The 21,974-nt window shown below is 68.3% G+C and carries 21 protein-coding genes; 9 read left to right on the top strand and 12 right to left on the bottom strand.

Annotated features, from left to right (window positions below; all coding sequences use genetic code 11):
• Positions 1-82: 82 nt before the first annotated feature.
• Complete coding sequence (locus tag LWW96_RS05640; protein WP_291484867.1) at positions 83-850, bottom strand: coniferyl-alcohol dehydrogenase; 768 nt, start codon at positions 848-850, stop codon at positions 83-85.
• 206 nt (positions 851-1,056) lie between these two features.
• A complete protein-coding gene (locus LWW96_RS05635; protein ID WP_291484865.1) occupies positions 1,057-2,532 on the bottom strand; it encodes a benzaldehyde dehydrogenase in 1,476 nt (491 codons plus the stop codon).
• A gap of 251 nt (positions 2,533-2,783) precedes the next feature.
• Between LWW96_RS05635 and LWW96_RS05630 the strand changes: the two genes are divergently transcribed.
• The 6 genes from LWW96_RS05630 (at position 2,784) to map (ending at position 7,834) form a co-directional block, all read left to right on the top strand.
• Positions 2,784-4,679, top strand: coding sequence for a sigma-54-dependent Fis family transcriptional regulator (locus LWW96_RS05630; RefSeq protein WP_291484863.1), 1,896 nt, complete (start codon positions 2,784-2,786; stop codon positions 4,677-4,679).
• 91 nt (positions 4,680-4,770) lie between these two features.
• Positions 4,771-5,811 (top strand): DMT family transporter, encoded by a 1,041-nt coding sequence (locus LWW96_RS05625; RefSeq protein WP_291484861.1) that lies wholly within the window; start codon positions 4,771-4,773, stop codon positions 5,809-5,811.
• 221 nt (positions 5,812-6,032) lie between these two features.
• Positions 6,033-6,200, top strand: a complete 168-nt coding sequence (locus LWW96_RS05620) for a hypothetical protein (RefSeq protein ID WP_291484859.1) — start codon at positions 6,033-6,035, stop codon at positions 6,198-6,200.
• A gap of 69 nt (positions 6,201-6,269) precedes the next feature.
• The gene (locus LWW96_RS05615; protein ID WP_291484858.1) at positions 6,270-6,602 is read left to right on the top strand and encodes a BON domain-containing protein; all 333 of its coding nucleotides are present in this window, start codon (positions 6,270-6,272) and stop codon (positions 6,600-6,602) included.
• A 153-nt stretch (positions 6,603-6,755) separates the two neighbouring features.
• Positions 6,756-7,034, top strand: coding sequence for a ParD-like family protein (locus tag LWW96_RS05610; protein ID WP_291484855.1), 279 nt, complete (start codon positions 6,756-6,758; stop codon positions 7,032-7,034).
• A complete protein-coding gene (gene map / locus LWW96_RS05605; RefSeq protein ID WP_291484853.1) occupies positions 7,034-7,834 on the top strand; it encodes a type I methionyl aminopeptidase in 801 nt (266 codons plus the stop codon). Before LWW96_RS05610 ends, map begins: the two co-directional genes overlap by 1 nt.
• A gap of 125 nt (positions 7,835-7,959) precedes the next feature.
• Here map and LWW96_RS05600 read toward each other — a convergent pair whose 3' ends face one another.
• A complete protein-coding gene (locus LWW96_RS05600; protein WP_291484851.1) occupies positions 7,960-8,751 on the bottom strand; it encodes an SDR family NAD(P)-dependent oxidoreductase in 792 nt (263 codons plus the stop codon).
• Between the two features lie 204 nt (positions 8,752-8,955).
• On the opposite strand from LWW96_RS05600, the gene LWW96_RS05595 reads away from it, so the two are divergent.
• The 3 genes from LWW96_RS05595 to LWW96_RS05585 all read left to right on the top strand — a co-directional run bounded on the left by LWW96_RS05595 (position 8,956) and on the right by LWW96_RS05585 (position 10,737).
• The gene (locus LWW96_RS05595; RefSeq protein ID WP_291484850.1) at positions 8,956-9,813 is read left to right on the top strand and encodes a CPBP family intramembrane glutamic endopeptidase; all 858 of its coding nucleotides are present in this window, start codon (positions 8,956-8,958) and stop codon (positions 9,811-9,813) included.
• Between the two features lie 107 nt (positions 9,814-9,920).
• Positions 9,921-10,439, top strand: coding sequence for a hypothetical protein (locus tag LWW96_RS05590; RefSeq protein WP_291484848.1), 519 nt, complete (start codon positions 9,921-9,923; stop codon positions 10,437-10,439).
• The gene (locus LWW96_RS05585) at positions 10,426-10,737 is read left to right on the top strand and encodes a hypothetical protein (protein WP_291484846.1); all 312 of its coding nucleotides are present in this window, start codon (positions 10,426-10,428) and stop codon (positions 10,735-10,737) included. The genes LWW96_RS05590 and LWW96_RS05585 overlap by 14 nt, the downstream gene beginning before the upstream one ends.
• Positions 10,738-10,750: 13 nt before the next feature.
• Here the strand turns inward: LWW96_RS05585 and LWW96_RS05580 are convergent, their stop codons facing one another.
• From LWW96_RS05580 to LWW96_RS05540, 9 genes are all read right to left on the bottom strand, one after another.
• Complete coding sequence (locus LWW96_RS05580) at positions 10,751-11,641, bottom strand: alpha/beta hydrolase (protein ID WP_291484844.1); 891 nt, start codon at positions 11,639-11,641, stop codon at positions 10,751-10,753.
• Between the two features lie 55 nt (positions 11,642-11,696).
• Positions 11,697-12,815, bottom strand: a complete 1,119-nt coding sequence (locus LWW96_RS05575; protein ID WP_291484988.1) for an ABC transporter substrate-binding protein — start codon at positions 12,813-12,815, stop codon at positions 11,697-11,699.
• Positions 12,816-12,961: 146 nt separating this feature from the next.
• The gene (locus tag LWW96_RS05570) at positions 12,962-15,106 is read right to left on the bottom strand and encodes a D-(-)-3-hydroxybutyrate oligomer hydrolase (RefSeq protein ID WP_291484842.1); all 2,145 of its coding nucleotides are present in this window, start codon (positions 15,104-15,106) and stop codon (positions 12,962-12,964) included.
• Positions 15,107-15,235: 129 nt separating this feature from the next.
• The gene (locus tag LWW96_RS05565; RefSeq protein WP_291484840.1) at positions 15,236-16,309 is read right to left on the bottom strand and encodes a branched-chain amino acid ABC transporter permease; all 1,074 of its coding nucleotides are present in this window, start codon (positions 16,307-16,309) and stop codon (positions 15,236-15,238) included.
• A 16-nt stretch (positions 16,310-16,325) separates the two neighbouring features.
• Positions 16,326-17,312, bottom strand: a complete 987-nt coding sequence (locus LWW96_RS05560) for a branched-chain amino acid ABC transporter permease (protein WP_291484839.1) — start codon at positions 17,310-17,312, stop codon at positions 16,326-16,328.
• Between the two features lie 91 nt (positions 17,313-17,403).
• A complete protein-coding gene (locus LWW96_RS05555) occupies positions 17,404-18,153 on the bottom strand; it encodes an ABC transporter ATP-binding protein (RefSeq protein WP_291484837.1) in 750 nt (249 codons plus the stop codon).
• A complete protein-coding gene (locus LWW96_RS05550) occupies positions 18,150-18,923 on the bottom strand; it encodes an ABC transporter ATP-binding protein (protein ID WP_291484835.1) in 774 nt (257 codons plus the stop codon). Before LWW96_RS05550 ends, LWW96_RS05555 begins: the two co-directional genes overlap by 4 nt.
• 66 nt (positions 18,924-18,989) lie before the next feature.
• On the bottom strand, positions 18,990-20,471 hold the full coding sequence (locus tag LWW96_RS05545; RefSeq protein WP_291484833.1) for a PHB depolymerase family esterase: 1,482 nt from the start codon (positions 20,469-20,471) through the stop codon (positions 18,990-18,992).
• A gap of 174 nt (positions 20,472-20,645) precedes the next feature.
• A complete protein-coding gene (locus LWW96_RS05540; RefSeq protein WP_291484831.1) occupies positions 20,646-21,842 on the bottom strand; it encodes a substrate-binding domain-containing protein in 1,197 nt (398 codons plus the stop codon).
• Positions 21,843-21,974 lie beyond the last annotated feature (132 nt).

Below are 21,974 nucleotides of genomic sequence, written 5' to 3'. Positions count from 1 at the left end.
CGCCGGGCGGCACGTTGCGCGGGCGCTGGCGCTGGGCGACAAAGCACTCCGCCAGCCGCCAGCAACGCACCGGGTTGTTTTCTCAGAGGTAGGTGGACGCCAGCCCGCCGTCCACCGGCAGATTGACGCCGCTGACCCAGCGCGCTGCATCGCTGCACAGGAAGGCGATCACGGGCGCCACCTCGTCGCTAAACGCCGGGCGCTTCATGCGGTGGGCGTCTTTCTCTACCCGCTCTTGCCCCAGCATCTGCACAAAGTCGCCCAGGATGGGCGTGAACACCGGGCCGGGGGCCACGCAGTTCATGCGCACGCCGCGCTCCATGAAGATCTTTTGCGACTGGGTGTAGGTCCACACGATCAGCGCCTCTTTGAAGTACTGGTAGCAGGTGTCTTGCGGCACAGGGTGGGCAGCCAGCCACTGCGCGCCTTCTTCAAAGCTGGCGGTGGCGCCCAGGGCGCGGTGCGGCTCCAGGCGCTGGGGCCATTCGGCCCCGAGGATGGATGCAATGTTGACGATGGAGCCGCCCTCGCCCATGCGCTCCAGCACCCGGTGGGTGAAGTAGCGCAGGCCCAGGTAGTTGACGCGACCTACCAGCTCCGCCGGCGCCGTGCCCGGCACACCCGCGATGTTGGCCAGCGCATCGACCTTGGCGGGCAGCTGCGCCACGGCGTCGTTGATGGCAGCCGGGTCGCCCAGGTCCACCTGCACAAAGCCGTCGAGCGTGAGCGTGGGGGCGTTGCGGTCCACCCCGATCACGCGGGCACCCTGCAGGCGGGCGAGTTTGGCAAAGTCCGCGCCAATGCCGGAGCAGCAGCCGGTGACGACGATGGTTTTGTTGTGAAGGGTCATGGTGGTTGTCTCCAAAAATGTTGTGGGGTCTTGGGGTGGTGGGGTGGCGTTCGTGCGGCGCCTCGACAGGCTCAGCGTGAACGGACAGGGGGCGCGCGCAGCGTCCTCCCGCCTACCTACAAACCGTTCGGGCCGAGCCTGTCGAAGCCAGAGCACAAGGGATGTGCAGCCCTTCGACAGGCTAAGGGCGAACGGTTGGGGGCGGGCTAGAACGGGAACGCGGGCACGGCGTCTTTGACGGTGATCCACTGCCACTGCGTGTATTCGTCAATATCCGCAGGCCCGCCCACGCGGCTGCCATTGCCGCCCAGGCCCGGCCCGCCAAAGGGGTTGGTGCATTCGTCGTTCACCGTTTGGTCGTTGATGTGCACCATGCCTGCGCGCAGCCGCTGCACGAGGGCCATGGCGCGGCCCACGTTGGGGCTGATGACGGCGGCGGCCAGGCCGCCCTGGCTGGTGTTGGCCAGTTGCACAGCCTCGTCATCGGTGCGGAAGGTGACAAGGTTGGCCACGGGGCCGAAGGGCTCTTCGTCAAACGAGCGCACGCCGGGCTTCACGCCCGTCAGCACCGTGGGCTGGTAGCAAAGGCCTTCAAACGTGCCACCCGCCTCCAGCTTGGCGCCCTGGGCCACGCTGTCCTTGATGACGCTGTCAAAGCGCTGCAGCTGCTTGGCGTCGATCATCGGCCCCAGGGCCACTTGGCCGCTGGCGCCGTCGCCCACGGGCAGGTGCGTGGCCTTGCCCACCAGGCGCTGCACGATCGCAGGGGCAATCGACTCGTGCACCAGGATGCGGTTGGAGGCCATGCAGATCTGCCCCTGGTGGAACCACGCGCCAAACGCAGCGGCGCTGGCGGCGGCGTCCGGGTCGGCGTCTTCCAGGATGATGAGGTTGTTGGCCCCGCCCAGCTCCAGCGACACCTTTTTCAGGTGCTGGCCCGCCAGCGCGCCAATGCGCCGGCCCACCGCGGGCGAGCCGGTGAAGGCGATCATGGGCACGCGCGCGTCCACCACCAGCGCCTCGCCCGCCTCGGCGTCGCCAGGCACCACCTGCAGCAGGCCCCGGGGCAGGCCCGCTTCTTCAAACACCCGGGCCATGATGAAGCCGCCGCTCACCGGCGTGCGCGTGTCGGGCTTGAGCACCACGGCGTTGCCCAGTGCGAGCGCCGGCGCCACCGAGCGCAGGCCCAGGATGAGCGGAAAGTTGAACGGTGAGATCACGCCCACCACGCCATGCGGCACGCGACGCGCAATGGACAGGCGCCCCGGCGTGCTGGGCAGCACCTGCCCCTGCGCCTGCAGGGGCAGGCCGGCCGCCAAGTGGCACAGGGTGATGGCCTCGCGCACCTCGTGCTGGCCCTTGGGCAGGATGCCGCCCGTCTCACGCGCAATGGCCAGGGCCAGCTCGTCAAAGTGCTGCTCAAAGAGGGCGGCGGCGCGGTGGAACACCGCCGCCCGCTCGCGCGGGCCCTGCGCGGCCCACGCGGCTTGTGCGCTGGCCGCGCGGCCAATGGCGGCCTGCATGTCAGCCGCGCTGGCAATGCCCACGGTGCCCAGCACCTTGCCGGTGGCCGGCTCGGTCACGGCGCGTTGGCCGCTCAGCGTGGTGGCCCACGCACCATCAAAGGCCTTGCCCGCCCAGAGGCGGTTGTCCAGCAGGCCCGGTTTTTCTGACATTCCCATTGCGTTGCTCCTTGGTTGGTCTTAGGTGACCAGCCTTTTTGCAACGCGCGTACCAGCCGGGCTGGCCCAAGCCCGCCCAAGAGGGCAAACGCAGGGGCTTTTCAGAGGAGGCGCTACGGACTTTCCCTAGTCACTCCCCGCGCTGGACTGGGCGACTTTCGGCGGCCAAATAGTTACCATTCATCATCAAATGCACGCCCTGCAATTGATCAAATGATCATTTTTTGATGAATTTTTGGTGAAGCCCGCCCATGCCCAAACGCCGCATTTCCCTGGCCGACCTGAACCGCACGGCCGTCGGCCTGGGCCAGACCCTGCTGGGCGCCACGCCCAGCCCACCCCCGCAGGCGCTGGGCGGGTTTGACACCCAGGGCATCAGCCAGCACGCCCACCCCACGGTGGCGGACATCAGCGAATGCCTGTTCTTCTCGCCCGGCGACGGGCGCATCTGGCTGCAGGACCAGCGCATGATCCTGCTGCATTCCGAGGCCTTGGGCTCGCTGCGCCGCGAGCTGATCGACAGCATCGGCCTGGACAAGGCACGCGGCCTGCTGACCCGCGCGGGCTACGTGAGCGGCGCGCGCGACGCCCGCCTGGTGCGCCAGCAGTGGCCCGACGCCGAGCCCCAGGCCGCTGCCATTGCCGGCACCCGCCTGCATGCGCTCGAGGGCGTCGTGCAGGTGGAGGTGGTGCACGCCCGCTACGACGCCGAGCGGGGCGACTACGACGGCGAATTCATCTGGCACAACTCCAGCGAGGACGACGAACACATTGCCGCCTACGGCGTGGGCGGCTCGCCCGCGTGCTGGATGCAGGTGGGCTACGCCACGGGCTACGTGAGCACCCTGTTCGGCCGCATGGTGGTGTTCCGCGAGGTGGAGTGCCGGTCTTCCGGCGCCGCGCACTGCCGCGTGGTGGGCAAATCCGCCGAGCGCTGGGACGACCCCGAGCAAGACCTGTTCTACCTGAACGCGCAGGACTTTGTGGGCACCCCGCCCGCCGCGCTGGCCGACAAACTGCTGGGCAAGGCCCGCCGCACCACTTACCTGGGCGTGCCGCAGCACAAGCCAGCGGGCACGCCCCCTGCCCCGGCGGCCTCTGCCACCATGGTCGGCGCCTCATCCGCCTTCAACGCCGCCTGCCACATGCTGCAGCGCGTGGCCCCCACCGCCGCCACCGTGCTGTTCACCGGCGAATCGGGCGTGGGCAAGGAGATGTTTGCCAGCATGCTCCACCGGATCAGCCCGCGCAGCAGCCAGCCCTTTGTGGCCATCAACTGCGCGGCCATCCCCGAGACGCTGGTGGAGAGCGAACTCTTCGGCGTGGAGCGCGGCGCCTACACCGGCGCCGGTACATCACGCCCCGGCCGGTTTGAGCGCGCCCACGGCGGCACCCTCTTCCTCGACGAGATCGGCACGCTGAGCCTGGTGGCCCAGGGCAAGCTGCTGCGCGCCCTGCAAGAAGGCGAGGTCGAGCGCGTGGGCGGCACCCGCACCGTGCGCGTGGACGTGCGCCTGGTGGCCGCCACCAACGTGGACCTGCGCCAGGCCGTGCGCGAAGGCAGCTTCCGCGAGGACTTGTTCTACCGCCTCAACGTCTTCCCCATCCACCTGCCCCCGCTGCGCGAGCGGCGCGACGACATCCCGCTGCTGATGAGCCACTTTCTGGCCCACTACCAGCGCAAGCACCAGCGGCAGGTGCCCGGCTTCAGCCAAGCGGCCGTGAAGGCGATGTTTCACTACCCCTTCCCCGGCAACATCCGCGAGCTGCAGAACCTGATTGAGCGGGCGGTGATTTTGGCCACGGATGGCGAGCCGATCGAGCCGCACCATTTGTTTGCGGGCGGTGAGCAAAGTGGCGGCGGGGTGATGTCGCTGCACTTGCAGGGCAACAGCGGGGGCACGCTGCATGCGCAAGCGACAACGGGTGCGGGAATGCAGATACCGCAGACACCGGCGATGGCCAAGACGGGTGTAACGCCCGCGCCAACCGCTGCGCCGGTGGTGGCGCCGTTGCACCAGGCGGAAGCGCAAATGCTGCGGCAGGCGCTGCAGAGTGCGGGAGGAAATGTGGCGCTGGCGGCGCGGCTGTTGGGGATCAGCCGGGCTACGATGGCTTACCGGGTCAGGAAGCACGGGATCAATTGAATGAACGAATGATTGATTGGGACAGATGATCCGTGCACGTCACCGTGGCATTCATGCTGCCGGGGCGCAGCCAGCCCCCCTGGAAAGTCCTATGAACCAGAGCATTCTTTTCGCCCTCGTTGCGGCCACCTTGTTTGGCGCCAGCACGCCGCTGGCCAAGCTGCTGGTCGGCGACGTACCGCCCGTGTTGCTAGGAGGGCTGCTCTACCTCGGCAGTGGCGTGGGTCTCGGCCTGTTCCGGGCAATTCGCGACGGGGGCTGGACGCCATCGGGGCTGCAGCCGGGAGAGTGGCCCTGGCTCCTGGGGGCCATCCTGTTTGGCGGCGTTCTGGGGCCGGTGGCCTTGCTGTACGGCTTGACGACGGCCTCGGGCTCAGCCGCATCGCTGATGCTGAACCTGGAATCGGTATTGACCGCCGTGCTGGCCTGGATGGTTTTCAAGGAGAACGCTGACCGGCGCATCGTCCTGGGCATGTTGGCCATCGTGACGGGCGGGGCCGTTCTGTCTTGGCAGTCCAGCGGCACCGGCGCAGCGTCTTTGACAGGGCTGGCGGCCATTGCGCTGGCGTGCCTGTGCTGGGCCATCGACAACAACCTCACCCGCAACGTGGCTGCCGCGGATTCGGTCTTCATTGCCGGCGCCAAGGGGCTGCTGGCGGGCATCGTGAACTGCGCCATCGCGCTGCTGCTGGGTGCACGCCTGCCCGGCGCGCAGACCACCTTGATGGCCATGGCCGTGGGATTGACGGGCTACGGCATCAGCCTCGTCCTCTTTGTGCTGGCCCTGCGAGGGCTCGGCGCCGCGCGGACCGGGGCCTACTTCTCGACGGCGCCCTTCATTGGGGCAGCCGTGTCGCTGCTGCTGCTCGGAGAAGCCGCCAGTCCCGCATTCTGGATGGCCTGCGCGCTCATGGGGTGGGGCGTATGGCTGCACCTGACCGAGGACCACGCACACGAGCACACCCATGAGCCGCTGGAGCACACACATGCCCACGCGCATGACGAGCACCACCAGCATGCGCACGACCCCGGGGTGGACACCACGGCCCCCCACGTGCATTGGCACCGGCACACGGCCCTGCGCCACAAGCACCCCCACTACCCCGACATACACCACCAGCACTCGCATTGAGTGCCCGCGCCCTCAGCCCCAGCGGCGCACCTGGCTGCTGACGCAATCCCCCGCACGCGCTGCGCCGAAGCGCGTGCGAGCACCTTGCACAACGGCGCTCATCCACCGCGGCAACGGCTGTTCAGCCTGTGTTCAGTCTCACCCCGGCAACATGGCATCCCAAGGCAGGAAAACGGCTGGCCGGCCTTGCCATTCAACCCTCAGCCGTTACAGGAGCCCTCATGAATTCCGACCTCAAGAGCTTTCTCGTACCGATTGCACGGACCGTTGCTGCCACCCTGTTTGTCGTCTTCACCGTGGCCTTTCTGACCGTGCCCTACGCACTGGAACAACACCCAGGCGATCCGCAGCTGTCAGCCGCCCAGACAGTGCCGCGCCACATGACCTGACCGCCCCTCCCTCCAGAAGACCACAGCCCGGCGGCGTCGCAGCCCTTCGCCCGCCCTCGAAAGCACTCCATGAAAAACCTCTACTCCATCCTCCTGTGGTCCACCTGCTGTGCTGCTGCACTGACCGCCTGCAGCCCACCCGAGCCTTCGGCAACCGCGCTCGCACAGGCGTCCGACACCACCGCCCATGTCTCGGACGCCGACACCACCACCCATGTCAAAACGGCACTGGGCAAAGTCCCCGACCTGGGGGATGGCGACATCACAGTCGTCACCACCAAGGGAGACGTTCGGCTTGCGGGCACCGTGGCAAGTCGCGCACAAATGGAAGCCGTCATCACTGCGGCGCGAGCCGCGCAAGGCGCTCATTCCATCCACAATGAATTGACCGTCCGGCCTTGAGCGCAGGGGCATTGCGCCCCTGCACTCGACAGCTCCGGACAGCGGCCGCGCTCGGACGAGCGGGCCGGGCGGCCAGGCCGCAGCGGCAGACAGTGCCACCCCGGCGCGACGAAACGCATACAATACATATACGTTTCATATAAATTGAGAGCCATGGGCATTGTCAAGATTTCCGACCAGATGCACGAGAACCTGCGTCTGGCCAGCACGGCATTGAGCCGTTCCATCAACGCGCAGGCCGAGCACTGGATGCGTGTCGGCATGCTGGCCGAGCTGTACCCCGACCTGGACCACCGCGAGATTTGCCAGATGCTGGTGCGGGCCGAGCTGGCGGGTGGGCTGGATGTGGCGCTGGCGGCGCAGGGCGGGCTCGGCAGCAAGGCTGCGGCTGACGCACCCGCCGCATCACGCGCCGGAAGGCGGCAGCACTGATGGCCCGCGCGGAACGTGGCGTGCCGATCCGCTCGGCCGAAGAACTGGTGATGGCGCGGCGGGCCGCGCAACTGGCCGCCGAGGTGCTGGCGATGATCGAGCCGCATGTGGTGCCGGGCGTGACCACCGACGCGCTGGACCGCCTGTGCCACGACCACATCGTGAACGTGCAGGGCGCGCGGCCGGCCAATGTGGGCTACCTGGGCTACCCCAAGACGGTGCTGACGTCGGTGAACCATGTGGTGTGCCACGGCATTCCCTCGCCCCAGCAGGTGCTGAAAAAGGGCGACATCGTGAACATCGATGTGGCCGTGGAAAAAGACGGCTGGTATGGCGACACCAGCCGCATGTTCTGCGTGGGCACGCCCAGCGTGCTGGCCCAGCGGCTGGTGCGCACCACGTACGAGGCGCTGTGCGCGGGCATTCGCACAGTGAAGCCGGGGGCCACGCTGGGCGATGTGGGCCATGCCATTGCCGCGGTGGCGCAGCGCGAGAACTTCAGCGTGGTGCGCGAATACTGCGGCCACGGCATTGGCACCGTGTACCACGACGAGCCGCAGGTGCTGCACTACGGGCGGCGCGGCCAGGGGCTGCGGCTGGAGCCGGGCATGGTTTTCACCATCGAGCCCATGCTGAACGCGGGCCAGCGCGAGACCAAGGAGCTGGCCGATGGCTGGACGGTGGTGACGAAAGACCGATCACTCTCCGCCCAGTGGGAGCACATGGTGGCGGTCACCCCGGATGGCTTCGAGGTGCTGACGGCATGGCCCGGGGGCACCGGCGCTTACCCCGCGATTTGACGGGCGGGGCCCACTGCTCTTCCATGCCAAATCGGCCGCTAGCGCTTTCTGGGCAAGCGCAGGCAGTATCAAAACCATAGCATCTGTGCGGTGAGCCGGCGGGCCGCACCGGTGTACCGCCAGCATCAATCGTTGGCCGACCCGGGTTCCGCCATCTTGCGGTGTTGCTCGGCCAGCACCTGCGACGGAGTGACCTTGGCCAAGGCCACCTGCAGCTTGTTCTTCAGGCCGGCCACCACGTCGGCCTCGCCGTCCATCATGGCGTCGAACCCGGCCTGGGCCACCTGGGCCGGGTCGGCCTTGTGGTCGTCCGCGCCGACCTGGGTGTCGAGCATCTGGGCGCGGGCAAAGAACTCGGTATCCGTGGGGCCGGGCATGAGGCAGGTGACGGTGACGCCGGTGTCCTTGAGTTCGTTGCGCAGCGCCGCGGCAAACGAGTCGATGAAGGCCTTGGTGCCGTTGTACACGGCCTGGAAGCTGCCAGGCATGAAGCCGGCGATGGAGCCGGTGATGAGCACACGCCCCGCGCCGCGGCTGCGCATGCCGGGCACCACGCGGTGCAGCAGGTACAGGGTGCCGGTGACATTGGTGTCGATGACGTGGCGCACGTCATTGAAGTCCTGCTCCAGAAAGCCCTTGCCCAGGCCGTGCCCGGCATTGGCCAGCAGCGCGTCCACCGGGCGGTTGCCGATGGCTTGGCACAGCTCGTCCACGCCCGAGGGGCTGGCCAGGTCCGCGGGGACGGCCGTGACCTGCGCCCCCTGGATGCGAAAGTCGTCGGCCACGTCGTCCAGCGGGCGGTCTGCGGCCACGACCAGGTCGAAGCCTTGCGCGGCGCAGCGCAGAGCGAGGTAGTAGCCGATGCCTGAGGAGGCGCCGGTGACCACGGCAAGGGGGCGGGGAGAGGTCGGTTGCATGACAAGGCTCCTTGCAAAATGCGCATGCTCATTCGCCCGAACCGCCCTGCAAGTGGGCCGGTACCGCATGCCGGTGCCAAGCCAGTCCTACACCGCATTGGACCCGGCAGGGCACCCCAGCGCCAACGCCACACTGCCGCCCGTCCGTCGCCCGCCGCTGGCATGATCTGGTCTCTGGCCACGCCGCACCATCCCTGCCCTGCCATGCGCCCTTCCATTGCGAGCCCAGCAGCCCCCCGCCCTCTGGCGCTGTGGGTCCAGCGGCACGCGCTGCTGCTCTACTGCGTGCTGGCGTTCGCGTTCTCGTGGGGGTATTGGCTGGCCTTGCTGGCCCGGGGCGAACGGGTTGGCCCGGGCTCCAGCGCCACGCACCTGCCCGGCCTGTGCGGGCCGTTTCTGGCCGCGCTGGTGGTCACGGCGCTGGCCGAGGGCAGGCCGGGGCTCGGGCGTCTGCTGCGCAGCTGCGTGCGCCTGCCGGTGCCGCGCTGGCGCTCGGCCCTGCTGGCGCTCTCACCACTGCTGCTGGGGGCACTGATCTTCGGGGTCCTGGCCGCCTTCGGCCGGCCGTTGCCGGCGCTGCAGGACTTCAACAGCTACCCCGGCATTCCCCAAGCCCCTTCGCTGGGCGTGGCCGCCGTGGTGGCGCTGCTGCTCAACGGCCTGGGCGAGGAAGGCGGGTGGCGCGGCTTTGCGCTGCCGCGGCTGGCGCAGGGCCGCTCGCGGCTGCGGGCAGCGCTCATGGTGGCGGGTGTCTGGCTGCTGTGGCATGCGCCGCTGTTTGTGCTGAACACCAGCATGGCAGCGCTGCTAGGGCCGGCCCTCATCGGCTGGGCGCTGGGGCTGACGGCCGGGTCGCTGGTGCTGGCCTGGCTGTACTTTCAGGGCCGCAGCGTGCTGGTGGTGGCGGTGTGGCACACGGCCTTCAACTTTCTGGTGGCCACGGCGCCGGGCCGGGGGCTGGTGGCGGCGGTGGGCAGCACCGTGGTGATGGTGCTGGCAGTGGCGGTGGCGGCCGCCTGGCGGCGTGCGTCCGGCCCCACCGAAGACCTGGATCGCCCGTAAGGGTTTGTTTTGTCGCTGGCGTCCTACCCGGGCAGGCGGGGGCGCATTCCACCATGGGTTCTCCGGGGCGGCCATCGCCCTTGCTTCTTTTCGCAAAGGAAACCTTCATGAACACACTGACCCGCTCCCCCTTCGCAGCCCCCACCGCTTCCCCGGCCCGCCCGGCGACCTTGCGGCACTGGGTGGCGGTTCCGCTGATCGCTGTGGCCGCACTGGCCCTGGCCGCCTGCGACCGCAAGGCCGACAAGACGCCGCCCATTTCGTCCCCGTCAGGTGCCAGCGCGCCCGGGGCTGGCACCGGCGCGCCAGGGACGCCGACCATGGGCAACAGCACGGGCAGCGGCGGTGCCGAGGCATCCGGCACGTCCAGCTCAGTGGGAGGCATGGGGGCCACAGCGCCCACATCACCGACATCGCCCAGTCCGTCGCCTGGCGCCGCCGGGGGCACCGGCAGTGGGGAGAGCGGTGCCTCCGGTTCCGGAGGCACCACCGGCACGGGGTCCTCGGGTACCGACGCTGGCGCTGGTGCCCCAGGAGCTTCGTCCTCTACACCGGGCAGCGCCGGCGCCAACGCCGGCTCGACCAACAGCACCCCCAACAGCAGCACCGGCAATGCCACGCGCTGACGAGGGGGCCTCTTTGGCTGCCACGGAGAACAGCGGGGTCGCAGAGCAGTTCACGGCCCGAAATGCGCAAGGCCAGCCGTTTGTGATCACCAAGGCGCCGGCACAACTTCGTGAAGATGCGGTGGGCGGACTGCACTGGAACGGCGGGAGCACCGGTTTTGCGCTGCCGGACGGCTCCCCGGTGGAGCGGCTGGACGAGTCCACCTTTCGGATCGTCCGCACCGGGGAAACCGTGCGGCGGGAAGAAGGGCCGCACGGCGGGGGCACCAGCGTGCCATCAAGCGACCACCTGGGATAACCAGCCCAGCCGCTCAGCCCAGCACGGTGCCGGCCCGCACCTGCGCGCCGTGCAGCGCGGCATCCACCAGCGCATAGTGCTCGGGCACGTTCAGCGCGGGCGCGTGGCCGCAGCCCGGCACTTCCACCACGCGCGTCAGGCCGCGCAGGCCGGGGCCGCGCGTGAGCATCTCGGCCGTCGTTTCCCGCAGCACCAGGTCGGACTGCTCGCCGCGCAGGCACAGCACGGGAATGTCCAGCGCGTCGTAGTGGTCCCAGATGAGGTAGTCGTTGGCGTGCATGGTGAATTGCTGCACCATGGCCGGGTCGTAATGGGGCGTCACGCGGCCGTCGGCCAGGCGGCGGGTGGAGGTTTCCGTCAGGCGCCGCCACTGGGCGTCGCTGAGCCACCCGTAGGGCTGGTACACCTGCCGGAAGAAGGCCTCCAGCTCCAGCACGGTGTCGAACGCGGGCGGCGCGCCAGCGTAGGAACGGATGCGCTGCAAGGCCGCTTCGGCCAGGCAGGGCGCGTTGTCGTTGAGCACCAGGCTGGTGATGCGCTCCTTGAGCTGCGGCTGGAACAGGCCCGAGGCGCACACCGTGCCGATGGCTCCGCCCATGGACGTGCCCACCCAGTGCGCCCGTTCGATGCCCAGCCGGTCAAACAGCTCTGCAGCGATGCGGGCATAGAACGCCAGCTGGTATTCCGCGGCCGGGTCCCGCGCCCACTGGCTCAGCCCGCGGCCCAGGGTGTCGGGGCAGATCACGCGGTAGCGTGGCGCCAGGTGCGCGGCCAGTTCGTCCATGTCCCGCCCGGTGCGCGCCAGGCCATGCCAGGCAATCACCACCGGAGCATCGGGCGCACCCCACTCCATGTAGTGGATCTCATAACCAGCGCAAGTGGCGTAGCGCGATGTGGGTACCATGTGAGCAACCTTTTGGGAACAACAACAGACAAGAGAAAACCAAGGGCCGGGGCCGCTACTTCATCAGGCGGCCATTGCTGCCAATGACCGTCACCTCGACAAAGCGCGACCCCACGCGGTTGGTGGGCGAATACCCGAGCGCGATGCCGCCCAGGTCGTAGTTCTGCAAAGACTCCAGCGCCTTGACCACCTTGGCCCGCGACGGCGCGGGGCCCGCGCGGCGCAGCGCTTCCACCAGCACCTTGGCACCCAGGAACTGCTCGAAGCTCGTGTAGCTGACCTCTGCACCGGGCGCGTATTGCTTGAGCAGCGCGTGGTACTCGCGCACGGCGGGCAACTGCGGCCGATAGGGATAGGGCACCACCTGGCTGATGCCCAGGCCGTGGGCGTTCTTGAGGCCGGCGATCTTCACGATCTCTGCGGGATCGGCGACCGAGATGTTGTAGAGCTGCGCCCCACCGCCCCACTCGCGGTAGCGCCGGATGAAGGCCGCAGCCGGCTTGTTCACGGCAATCATGATCACCGCCTGCACGTCCGCGCCCTGGATGGCCTTCACGGCCTCGTCCACCTGGTCGGTGTTGCGCTCATAGCCTGCGGCCACCACGAGCGAAAGGTTGCGCTTGGCGAGGGCCGCCTGCACGCCGGCCAGGCCGGCCTTGCCAAAGCCGTCGTCCTGGTACATCACGGCGACGCGGGCCATGCCCAGCGTGGTGAGCTGCTGCACCATGTGCTCGGCCTCGTCGGCGTAGCCCGCGCGCACGTGGAAGATCCAGGGGTTGAACGGGCTGCGCAGGGATTCACCGCCGGTGTAGGGCGCCACCAGCGCGGCGCCGCCCTGCTCCAGCACGCCATCGGCCAGCAGCTGCGTGATGTTGGCCGTGCCGGCAAAGCCGTAGAGCGCCACCACTTCAGGCCGCGCCAGCAGCGCACGGGTGAGCTTGACGGTGTCGGCCACCTGGTAGGCGTCGTCCAGCACCTCCTGGCGCACCGTGGCGCCGTGGATGCCCCCCTGGGCGTTGACCCAGTCGAAGTAGATCTTGCCGCCCAGCACCATCTGCGCGCCGGTGCTGGCCAGCACGCCCGACAGCGGCGCCACCTGGCCGACCACGATCTCGGCCGCAGCCAGCGGCAGCGCCAGCGCAGCGCCCCACGCCAGCACCATTGCGGTCGCCATGTGGCGGCTCCATGCCTTGAAGTTGTCCATGCCGTTGGGTCCCTTGTCGTGTGGTCCGCGGCCCCGGGGCGGCCCGCGGGCCGCAAGCCCGCGTGCATGCCTGAAGCCGGAGGGGACGGGGTTCCGTGCTGCGAAGCTCCCTGGGGTCAGTCCGGAATGGCAATCGCACCGGCCGTGACGGCGATGGCATTGCCCGGCGCCGGGGTGCTGGCCAGCGGCGGCACGTTGCCCGCCGTGATGGCGGGCGCGCTGCCCGGCACGCCGCCGCGGGGCACGGTGCGCACCACCTGGCTTGCGGGCAACGCCTTGCCGTTGGCCAGGTGCTCGTACACGGCGTCGAGCGCGCGGTTCAGGTACACATGCAGCGGCACGTAGCGCGTGTCGTAGCCCGGCAGCACGGCGGGCAGGCCGATGAAGCTGTCGAAGTGCTGGGCGTTGGTGACCTCCACGTAGCTGAGCTTGCTGGCCGGACCCTCCACCTTGCGGTTCAGCGCGGCATAGGGGCGGGAGGTGTGGCTCACGGGCAGCAGCGCATCGGCCCGGCCGTGCACGATCACCGTGGGCTTGCCGCGCAGGTTGCCCGTGCGGCGGGTTTCGTCCACGCCAGCCTGCAGCTGCCGGGCCGCGGTGTCCGTCCCCGTGACCAGGCGGCGCAGGCACAGCGCCCCGGCCGTGTTCCAGTCGGGCAGGCCGGACTCGGACACCGACAGAAAGTCGCGGACCGGCCCCAGCTTGCCCCGGTTGTTGACGAGCTGCACGCCGCCCGTGGGCGGCACGCCGTTGCCCGTGGCAAACAGGCCCGCCAGCGCCGCCGGGGCCAGAGGCTCCACCGCGCCGTTGGCGGCTGTGGCCGCATAGCTGTAGCCGCACAGGTGATCCTTCACGCTGCTGCGCGACAGGCTGTTGGCAAAGGTCACGGCCACCGCGGGCGCCACCTCGAAGGCGGCCAGCGACGCATGCAGGTCGTTGGACTCGGGCTCCCAGCCATAGGCCTGCAGCTTCTGCAGCGCTTCCTCGGCCTGCCCCGCCGTCGTGCCTGCCGTGAGCAGGCCGGCGCCCCGCAGCGCCGCGCAGCGGTTGGGGGCAATGGGCAGCGCCGCGCTGGCAAAGCCAGTGGCGAAGCCGGCGGCGTAGGGGCTGGCGCTCACCGAAGGGGCCAGCGCCGCGCACGCCTGGAACAGGTTGGCGTAGGTGGTGAAGTCCACCAGCGTCTTGCCCACGACCGGCACCTCGGCGGTGCCGCGGCGCACGGTGACGCCCGGGTTGGCGGGCAGTTCCAGTGCGGGCTCGGACACGGCCACGCCACTGATGAGCCCGCGCGTGTCCTGCTCCGCCGCGGCGATGGCCGCGCCGCCGCCGTTGGAGATGCTGGAGGCAATGACGATGGTGTTGGCCGGCGTGAGGGTCTTCAAGCGCTCGCCCGCGGCGTTGGTGTCGCCATAGCGCTGGTTGAGCACGTAGTAGCCGAACTCCACGGCCTGCAGCGTAGTGGTGCCCCAGTCTTTCTCGGAATTCTGGCCCGAGTGCGCATGCTTGAACGCGAAGCGATTCGGCGTGGCGGTGTTGAAGGCCGCCAGCTCGGCCGACGTGAGGCCGGCGTTGAAAGCGGCACGCCGGCCGGCGGCCGTGGCGGTGGTGCGCGTACCGTCCATCAGCGGCACGGTGTCGTTTTGCAGATCGTGCGGCGCCCCGCCCGTGCCCTTGTCGGAATAGGCCACGGCACAGCCGCGCTTGAGGCCCCATTCGCCCGTGGAGATGCCGCCGTACACGCCGCGCGAGCCCGAAGCCGTGGCGGTGATCATGCACGGCTTCTGAGGGTTGAAGCTGGCAGGCACCTGCACCATCAGCGTCACGTTCTTGCGGCCCGAGCCATCGTCCGCGAAGGCGATGTATTCGGTGCCCGCCACCTTGCCCTCCCCTGCCACGGGCTTGCCCTGAGCGTCCACGTTGGGGCCATAGAGCAGGCCGTAGCCACCGGCCGCGGTCATGTCGAGCATGGCGCGGTAATTGGCATGGATGGCCGCACGGCGCAGTTCCGCGGCCGTGGGCTTGAGGGGGTCGGCATACGGCGGCGGCACGGCGGCCGCCAGGCCGGAGGCACCGAGGCCCGCGGTGAGCAGGTCATCGGTGGCGCCGTCATAGCTCGTCTCGGTGATGGGCCCCAGGTAGCCGGGCTTGGCGTTGATGGGGCCTTCGCTGTCGCTGCCCCCGCAGGCCGCCAGCGCAGCGGCCGCCAGGGCGGCGGGAAGCAGCGGGCGCAGGCCCGCAGGGGGGGTCATCCATAGCTTCATGTGCTTTGTCTCCAGTTGTCGTTTGACGTGTGTGTGCACAGCGACCGTGGCGGCCCGTTCCTCTGGCGTGAATGGTGCGCACCGGCTCCCTCTTCCTTCCTTCTTGTCCTGCGGGTTCTCGCGCGCCCCTCAGGCCGCTCTGCGCGCCGCTGCCGCGCGCAGGCGCCCCACCACACCGGTGGGGAAGTAATACACCGACAGAACAAACAGCACGCCCAGCCACAGCAGCCAGCGGTCGGGGGACAGCACGGCGGACAGCCAGGGCAACCCGGCCGCGGCCTCGCTGCCCAGGCGCAGCAGGTCCTGCAGGTAGCTTTGCGCCACCAGGAACAGCACGGCGCCGATGGCCGAGCCGTAGATCGTGCCCATGCCGCCAATCACCACGATGAGCAGGCAGTCCATCATGATTTCGAAGCTGAGCGAGGTGTCCGGCCCGTTGTAGCGCAGCCAGAGCGCGAGCATCGCGCCCGCCAGCGTGGCGAACAACGCCGACAGCACGCTGGACGTGGTGCGGTACACCACCACGCGGTAGCCGATGGCCTCGGCGCGGAACTCGTTCTCGCGGATGGCCTGCAGCACGCGGCCGAAGGGCGAGTTCACGATGCGCAGCAAGGCCAGCACCAGCGCGACGGCGGCGACGAACAGCAGGTAGTAGCAGATCAGGCGCCCGTCGAGGGTGACGCCCAGGAACGGGTCGTCAAACGGCTCGAAGCTGGGCGAGAGGATCTCGGGCACCTTGAAGGTCAGGCCGTCCTCGCCGCCCGTGATGTCCGACAGCTGCGAGGCCAGCGTCTGGAACGCGGCCGCCACGGCCAGCGTGATCATGGCGAAGAAGATGGCCCGCACGCGCAGCGAGAACAGCCCCACGGCCAGCGACAGCAGCAGTGACAGCACCAGCGCGCCGGCCAGGCCCACCGCCAGCGCCGACCACGTGGGCCCCATGCGCGTGGTGGCCACCGCAATGCCATACGCCCCGATGCCGAAGAACATGGTGTGCGCAAAGCTCACGATGCCCGTGTAGCCCAGCAGCAGGTCAAAGCTGGCCACCAGCACCACGAAGATCAGCACCTTGGCCGCCACGGACAGCGCCTTGACGCCCGGAAACACGAACGGCGCGAAAGCCAGGCCCAGGAAGATGGCCACCAGGATCACCGCCAGCACCTTGCTGCGCGGGTAGTCGCCAGAGAGAAGTCGGTTCAGCATGTCAGTCGGCTCCTCATCAGCGATTGGCGACCGGGTATACGCCTTGGGGGCGCCACAAAAGAATGGCCACCATCAGCGCGATGTTGGAGAACAGCGCCACCTTGGGCGCCAGGAAGCCGGTGTAGTTGGCCATCAGCCCCACCAGCAGCGCACCGATGAGCGCGCCGCCCGTGCTGCCCAGGCCGCCGATGATGATGACGATGAAGATCAGCACGTTGACCTGCGCGCCCATCTGCGGCACCACGTTCTGCTGGTACAGCCCCCACATCACGCCGCCCAGGCCGGCCAGGGCCGAGCCCACCACGAACACGCCCACGAACAGGCGGCGGATGCGGTAGCCCAGGCTCTCGACCATCTCGCGGTCCTGCACGCCGGCGCGGATGAGCAGGCCGACCTTAGTGCGCGACAGCGTCCAGGCCAGCACGCCGAACACCACCAGGCCCACCACCACGGCGATGAGGCGGTACTTCTCGATGGCGGCGTCGCCCACCAGCAGCGAGCCGCGCATGCCCTCGGGCAGCGGCAGCGGGATCTGCGCGGGGCCCCAGATGACCTTGATGAACTCCTCGCCAATGATCATGCCGCCCATGGTGATGAGGATCTGCTTCAAGTGCTGGCCGTACACCGGCCGCACGATGAAGCGCTCGAACGCCAGGCCCACGGCCCCCGCCACGGCCATGGCCACCACCATGGCGGGCAGCACGGCCAGCAGGTTGCGCCACAGCTCGGTGCTTTGCGTGTAGTCGCCCATGGCGCCCAGCACGCTGGTGGCCACGAAGGCGCCCAGTGCGATGAACACGCCGTGGCCGAAGTTCAGCACGTCCATGAGGCCGAACACCAGCGTCAGGCCCGAGGCAATGATGAAGATGATCATGCCCATGGCCAGCCCCGCCACCGTGAGCGTGAGCCAGGTGCTGGGCGAGCCCACGAAGGGCAGCACCAGCAGCGCCAGCGCCGGCACCAGGGCCAGCGGCTTCCAGTCGAAATCACGGGCGGCGCTCATGCTGCGAATCCTTCCACTCTGTTTTTGATAGCTGCTTGCGCTTGTCCACCAAGGGCCAGAGGCCAAAAAGCCTTGAAATTGGATGAACGACTCATAGCGCCAACCCCAGCAGCGAGCGCTGCAATGCTTCGTCTTCGGCCAGCGCGGCCATGCTGCCCGCGTGCACCACCTGCCCGTTGTCCATCACGGCCACGGTGTCGCCCAGTCGCTTGGCGAAGTTGATGTTCTGCTCGACAAGCAGGATGGTCACGCCGCTCTTCTTGAGCTGGTCGAACGCCTCGATCATGTTGTTGATGATGGCGGGCGCCAGGCCCTTGCTGGGCTCGTCCACGATGAGCAGATCGCGCGGCTCCACGATGGCGCGGCTGACGGCCACCATCTGCTTCTGGCCGCCGCTGAGCTTGCCGGCCGGGTGGTTCCAGAACTTCTCCACGGCCGGGAAGAGCTTGAAGATCCACTGCAGCCGCGCCTCGTCCATCTGCGCGGCATGGCTGGCCCGGCGGGCGGCCAGCAGCATGTTTTCCTTCACCGTCAGGTCGGCAAAGATGCCCATGTTCTCGGGCACGTAGGCGATGTTCAGGCCGGCGATGGCCGGGGTGTTCAGCGCGGTGATGTCTTTGCCACCGAAGTGGATGCTGCCCTGCGAGGCATGCCACAGGCCCATGATGGTGCGCAGCGTGGTCGTCTTGCCCGCGCCGTTGCGGCCTAGCAGCATGGTGAGCTGGCCCCTGGGCACGGCCAGATCGACGCCGTGCAGGATGTGGTAGGCGCCAATGTGGGTGTGCACGCCCTTGAGTTCGAGCAGGTTGGCGGTGTTGTTGTGGGTGGTGGTGGTGCTCATGCTGCGGCCTCCTTGCTCACGCCCAGGTAGGCCTCTTGCACCACGGGCGATGCGATCACCTCGGCGGGCACGCCGTCGGCCACCAGGGTGCCGTTGGTCAGCACGATGATGCGGTCGGCCAGCTCGCGCACCACGTCCATCTTGTGCTCCACCAGCAGGATGATCTTGGTCTTGTCCTTCTTCAGCTCGCGGATCAGGTTCAGGATCACGGGCGCCTCGTCGTGGCTCATGCCGGCAGTGGGCTCGTCAAACATGTACACCTGCGGCTCCAGCGCCATGAGCAGCGCTACTTCGAGCTTGCGCTGGTCGCCGTGCGGCAGGCTGGCCACGGGGGTGTCGCGCCGCTCGAACATGGCCACGCTGCGCAGGATGGATTCGGCCCGCTCCGTCAGCGCGCGGTGGTCGCTCCAGATGCTCCACAGGTTCAGGCCGCGGCGGTGCTTGCCACCCTGCGTAGCCTGCACGGCCAGGCGCACGTTTTCCAGCACCGACAGGTTGGGAAACAGGTTGGTGAGCTGAAACGCCCGGCCCAGGCCCGCGCGCGTGCGGGCCGAAGGCGGCTGCCCCGTGAGGTCCTGCCCGCCCAGCGTGACGCTGCCGCTGGTGGCCCTGAGCTGGCCCGAGATGAGATTGAAGTACGTGGTCTTGCCCGCACCGTTGGGGCCCACGATGGCGGTCAGCGTGCCCGGCTCAAAGGAGCAGGTCACGCCATTGACCGCCACGTGGCCGCCGAAGCGGATGGTCAAGTCCTTGGTGGCCAAGGTGCTCATGGGTGGTGTTTCACTTTCACGGTCTTGGTGGATGGGCCGCCGCGCCTTTGCCAGCGGCCCGGGAGGTCAGGGACAGGTGCCCACAACGTAGTAATTCGGGCCGGTCTGCTTCAGGGTGGTGGTGGTGAACACATTCCACCAGCCCATGCCTTCATTGGACCCCAGCGCATACGCAAAGCCCAGGTACGCATACGCCCGCCCGGCCAGGGTGTGCGCGTAGTTGCTGGCGGTGGTGCAGGTGCCGGTGCCGCCGCCCGACGCCGCCAGCGTGGTGCCCGAGGCGGGGGCGGATGCGGTGCCTTCCGTGCCATTGGCGTCGGCCGCGCGCACCGTCCAGCTGAAGGTGGTGGAGGCGGCCAGGCCCGTGTCGGTGAAGCTGGTGGCCGTGACCGGCAGCGCATTGGTCTTGTTGCCGTTGCGGTACACGTTGTAGCTGGCCGCGCCGGCCACGGCGTTCCAGCCGATGGTCATGCTGCTGGCCGTGGCGCCCGAGGTGCTCACGCCCGTGGGGGCAGGCAGCACCGGGTCGGGCGGGTTGGTCGTGCCGCCGCCGGACGAAATCTGGTCCACCATGGCCTTGATGGCCGCCATCTGCGGGCCGGACTTCTTGGCGTAGTTGGCGCTGTCGTAGCCCCACCAGTCAAAGCAGCTGTTGGTGGCCGCCGTGCTGGTCTGCGGGTACAGCATCACGATGTTGTTGGTCTCGGCCCAGCGGTTGTAGCCAGTGTTGCGCACGTACTGCTGCTGCACGTCGCTGATGTTCTGCTTGCAGCCGTGCAGCACCACGTGCAGCTTGCAGGTGGCGCTGCCGCCCGCCTGGCAGGCCTGCGGGATGTAGGCCCAGCCCGTGGTGGCCATGCCGTGGTTGGTGATGAACGGGCCCTGGTTGAACTCCACAAAGTTGCCGGCCGGCAGCGTGGCGCTGGTGCGCGCGTTGAGCGGGCCGTACAGGTGCTGCAGCATGGCGCCGGCCAGGTCGAAGTTGCAGTTGCTGATGTAGGGCGCGCCCTTGGTGGAGCAGGCGTTGCCGTAGTCGTCCGTCACCATGGCGTGCTCGGCCGCAATGTCCTTCTTGTAGACCACGTTGGCCGCTGGCACGAAGCTGCCGTAGTAGGTGCGCAGCGCATCCATCACGCCGGTCTTGACCACGCTGTCGAGCGTGCCGGAGAACAGGTAGACCCGGGAGTTCTGCAGGTTGGCCACCGGGTCGATGGCGCCCTGGCTGGCCCAGGTGTTGGTGGTACTCACCAGCGTGCTGGTGGGGATGCCTGCGGGACTGGCCATGCAGCGCCCGGTGGCGTTGACGATGGAGCCCTCAGCGCAATAGAACGGCCCGCCCGCCACCACGCCCACGCCCTTGGCAAAGGTGGCCGAGTACGCCACGTGCAGCTGCACGGCCATGAAGCCGCCGGCCGACAGGCCGGACACGGTGGTCTGCGTCTTGTCGATCTTGAGCGCAGGAAGGTTGACGGCGGCGTGCGCGCCGCCCGCGGCGCACAGGGCAAAAGCGGCCCCTGTGGCTGCGGCCCGGATGAAATGGAAAGCCATGTTGTCTTGTCTCCAAATAATTTTGAGAAAAACCGACCCAGCCTCCGTGTCATCCGGAAGTTCGTCCTTCAACGTGCTGAAAAAAAGGGGCGGCCGCCCCCGCGGGATGTTCCCCGGCGTGGGCAGGGCGCTCACACGCCCTGCCCGCCAGGCCTCGCAAAACCGACGTGCCGATTACCGCTTGTTGCGGATGGGCACGTTCATCTCTTCGGGCTTGATCTCGCGCACCAGCTCGGGCACGCCCCAGGCAAACGCCGGGTCCACCTTGATCTTGAAGTGGTACATGCTCTGCAGGGCCTGGTGGTCTTCCTTGCGGAAGGTCATCTTGCCCTTGGGCGTGTCAAAGCTCATGCCCTCCATGGTCTTGATGAGCTTGTTGGTGTTGGTGTCGCCGTTGGTCGCCTTGAGGGCCGTGACCAGCGCCATGGCCGAGCTGAAGCCGCCGGCGGTGAAGAAGTCCGGCGGTGCCTTGAACTCCTTGTAGTGCGCGGCCACCATGGCTTCGTTCACCGGGTTCTTGGGAATGCCGAAGTAGTAGTAGGTGGCGCCTTCCATGCCGGGGAAGTTCTTGTAGGCCGACATGGCGGGCAGGATGTTGCCGCCCGTGGCGATCTCGATGCCATAGCGCTTGAGGTCCAGGTCGGCGATCTTGAACGGGTTGCCCGCGCCAGCCCAGATGATGAAGATGATCTTGCGGCCGGGCTGGTCCTTGAGCTTGTCGATCAGGCGCTGGGCACCGGCGGTGAAGTCGGTGGTGGTGGTGGGCAGGTACTCCTCATGGACGAGCTTGGCGCTCTTGAGCGCGTCCTTGAAGGCCTTCACGCCGTCGCGGCCGAAAGCATAGTCCTGTGCCAGCGTGGCCACCGTGACGCCGGGCTTGTCGATGGCCACGGCATTGGAGATCGCATCCTGACTGCTGTTGCGGCCCGTGCGGAAGATGTACTTGTTCCACTTGTCGCCCGTGATCGCGTCGGCCACGGCGGGTTCCACCAGCAGGATCTTCTTGTACTCCTCGGCCACCGGCAGCAGCGCCAGCGCCACGCCGCTGGAGGTGGGGCCGACGGCGATGTCGGCCTTGTCGTCCGAGTAGGCCGAGGCCAGCAGGCTCTTGCCCAGGTCGGGCTTGCCTTGGTCGTCCTTCTCGATCACGACGATCTTCTTGCCGCCCACGGCCATGGTGCCGCCGGTGGCGTAGTTCAGGCCCATCAGCAGGCCCGTTTGCGTCTGCTTGCCATAGGCTTCCAGCGGGCCGGTCTTGCTGTAGATGTGGGCGATGCGGATCTCGCCGGACGCCTGTGCAAATGCCGGGGCGGAAATCGTGGCGGCGGTAACGGCAGCGGTGGCCAGGGCAACCAGGGTGCGACGGTGCATGCGGAGTCTCCTTGTAGTGGTGCCTGGACATCGCACGGTTTGTGCCAGCCGCTAAGTGCTTGATTTGCCTGGCAGCCGTGGGCTGCAGCGGAAACAATTGTCCAAATTTCAAACAACCATATTGCCAAAAAT

It is taken from the genome of Acidovorax sp. (assembly GCF_021287135.1).
Classification (GTDB): domain Bacteria; phylum Pseudomonadota; class Gammaproteobacteria; order Burkholderiales; family Burkholderiaceae_C; genus Acidovorax.
Note: the sequence above shows the minus strand (reverse complement) of the source record. Positions and strands in the feature narration are given on the sequence as shown.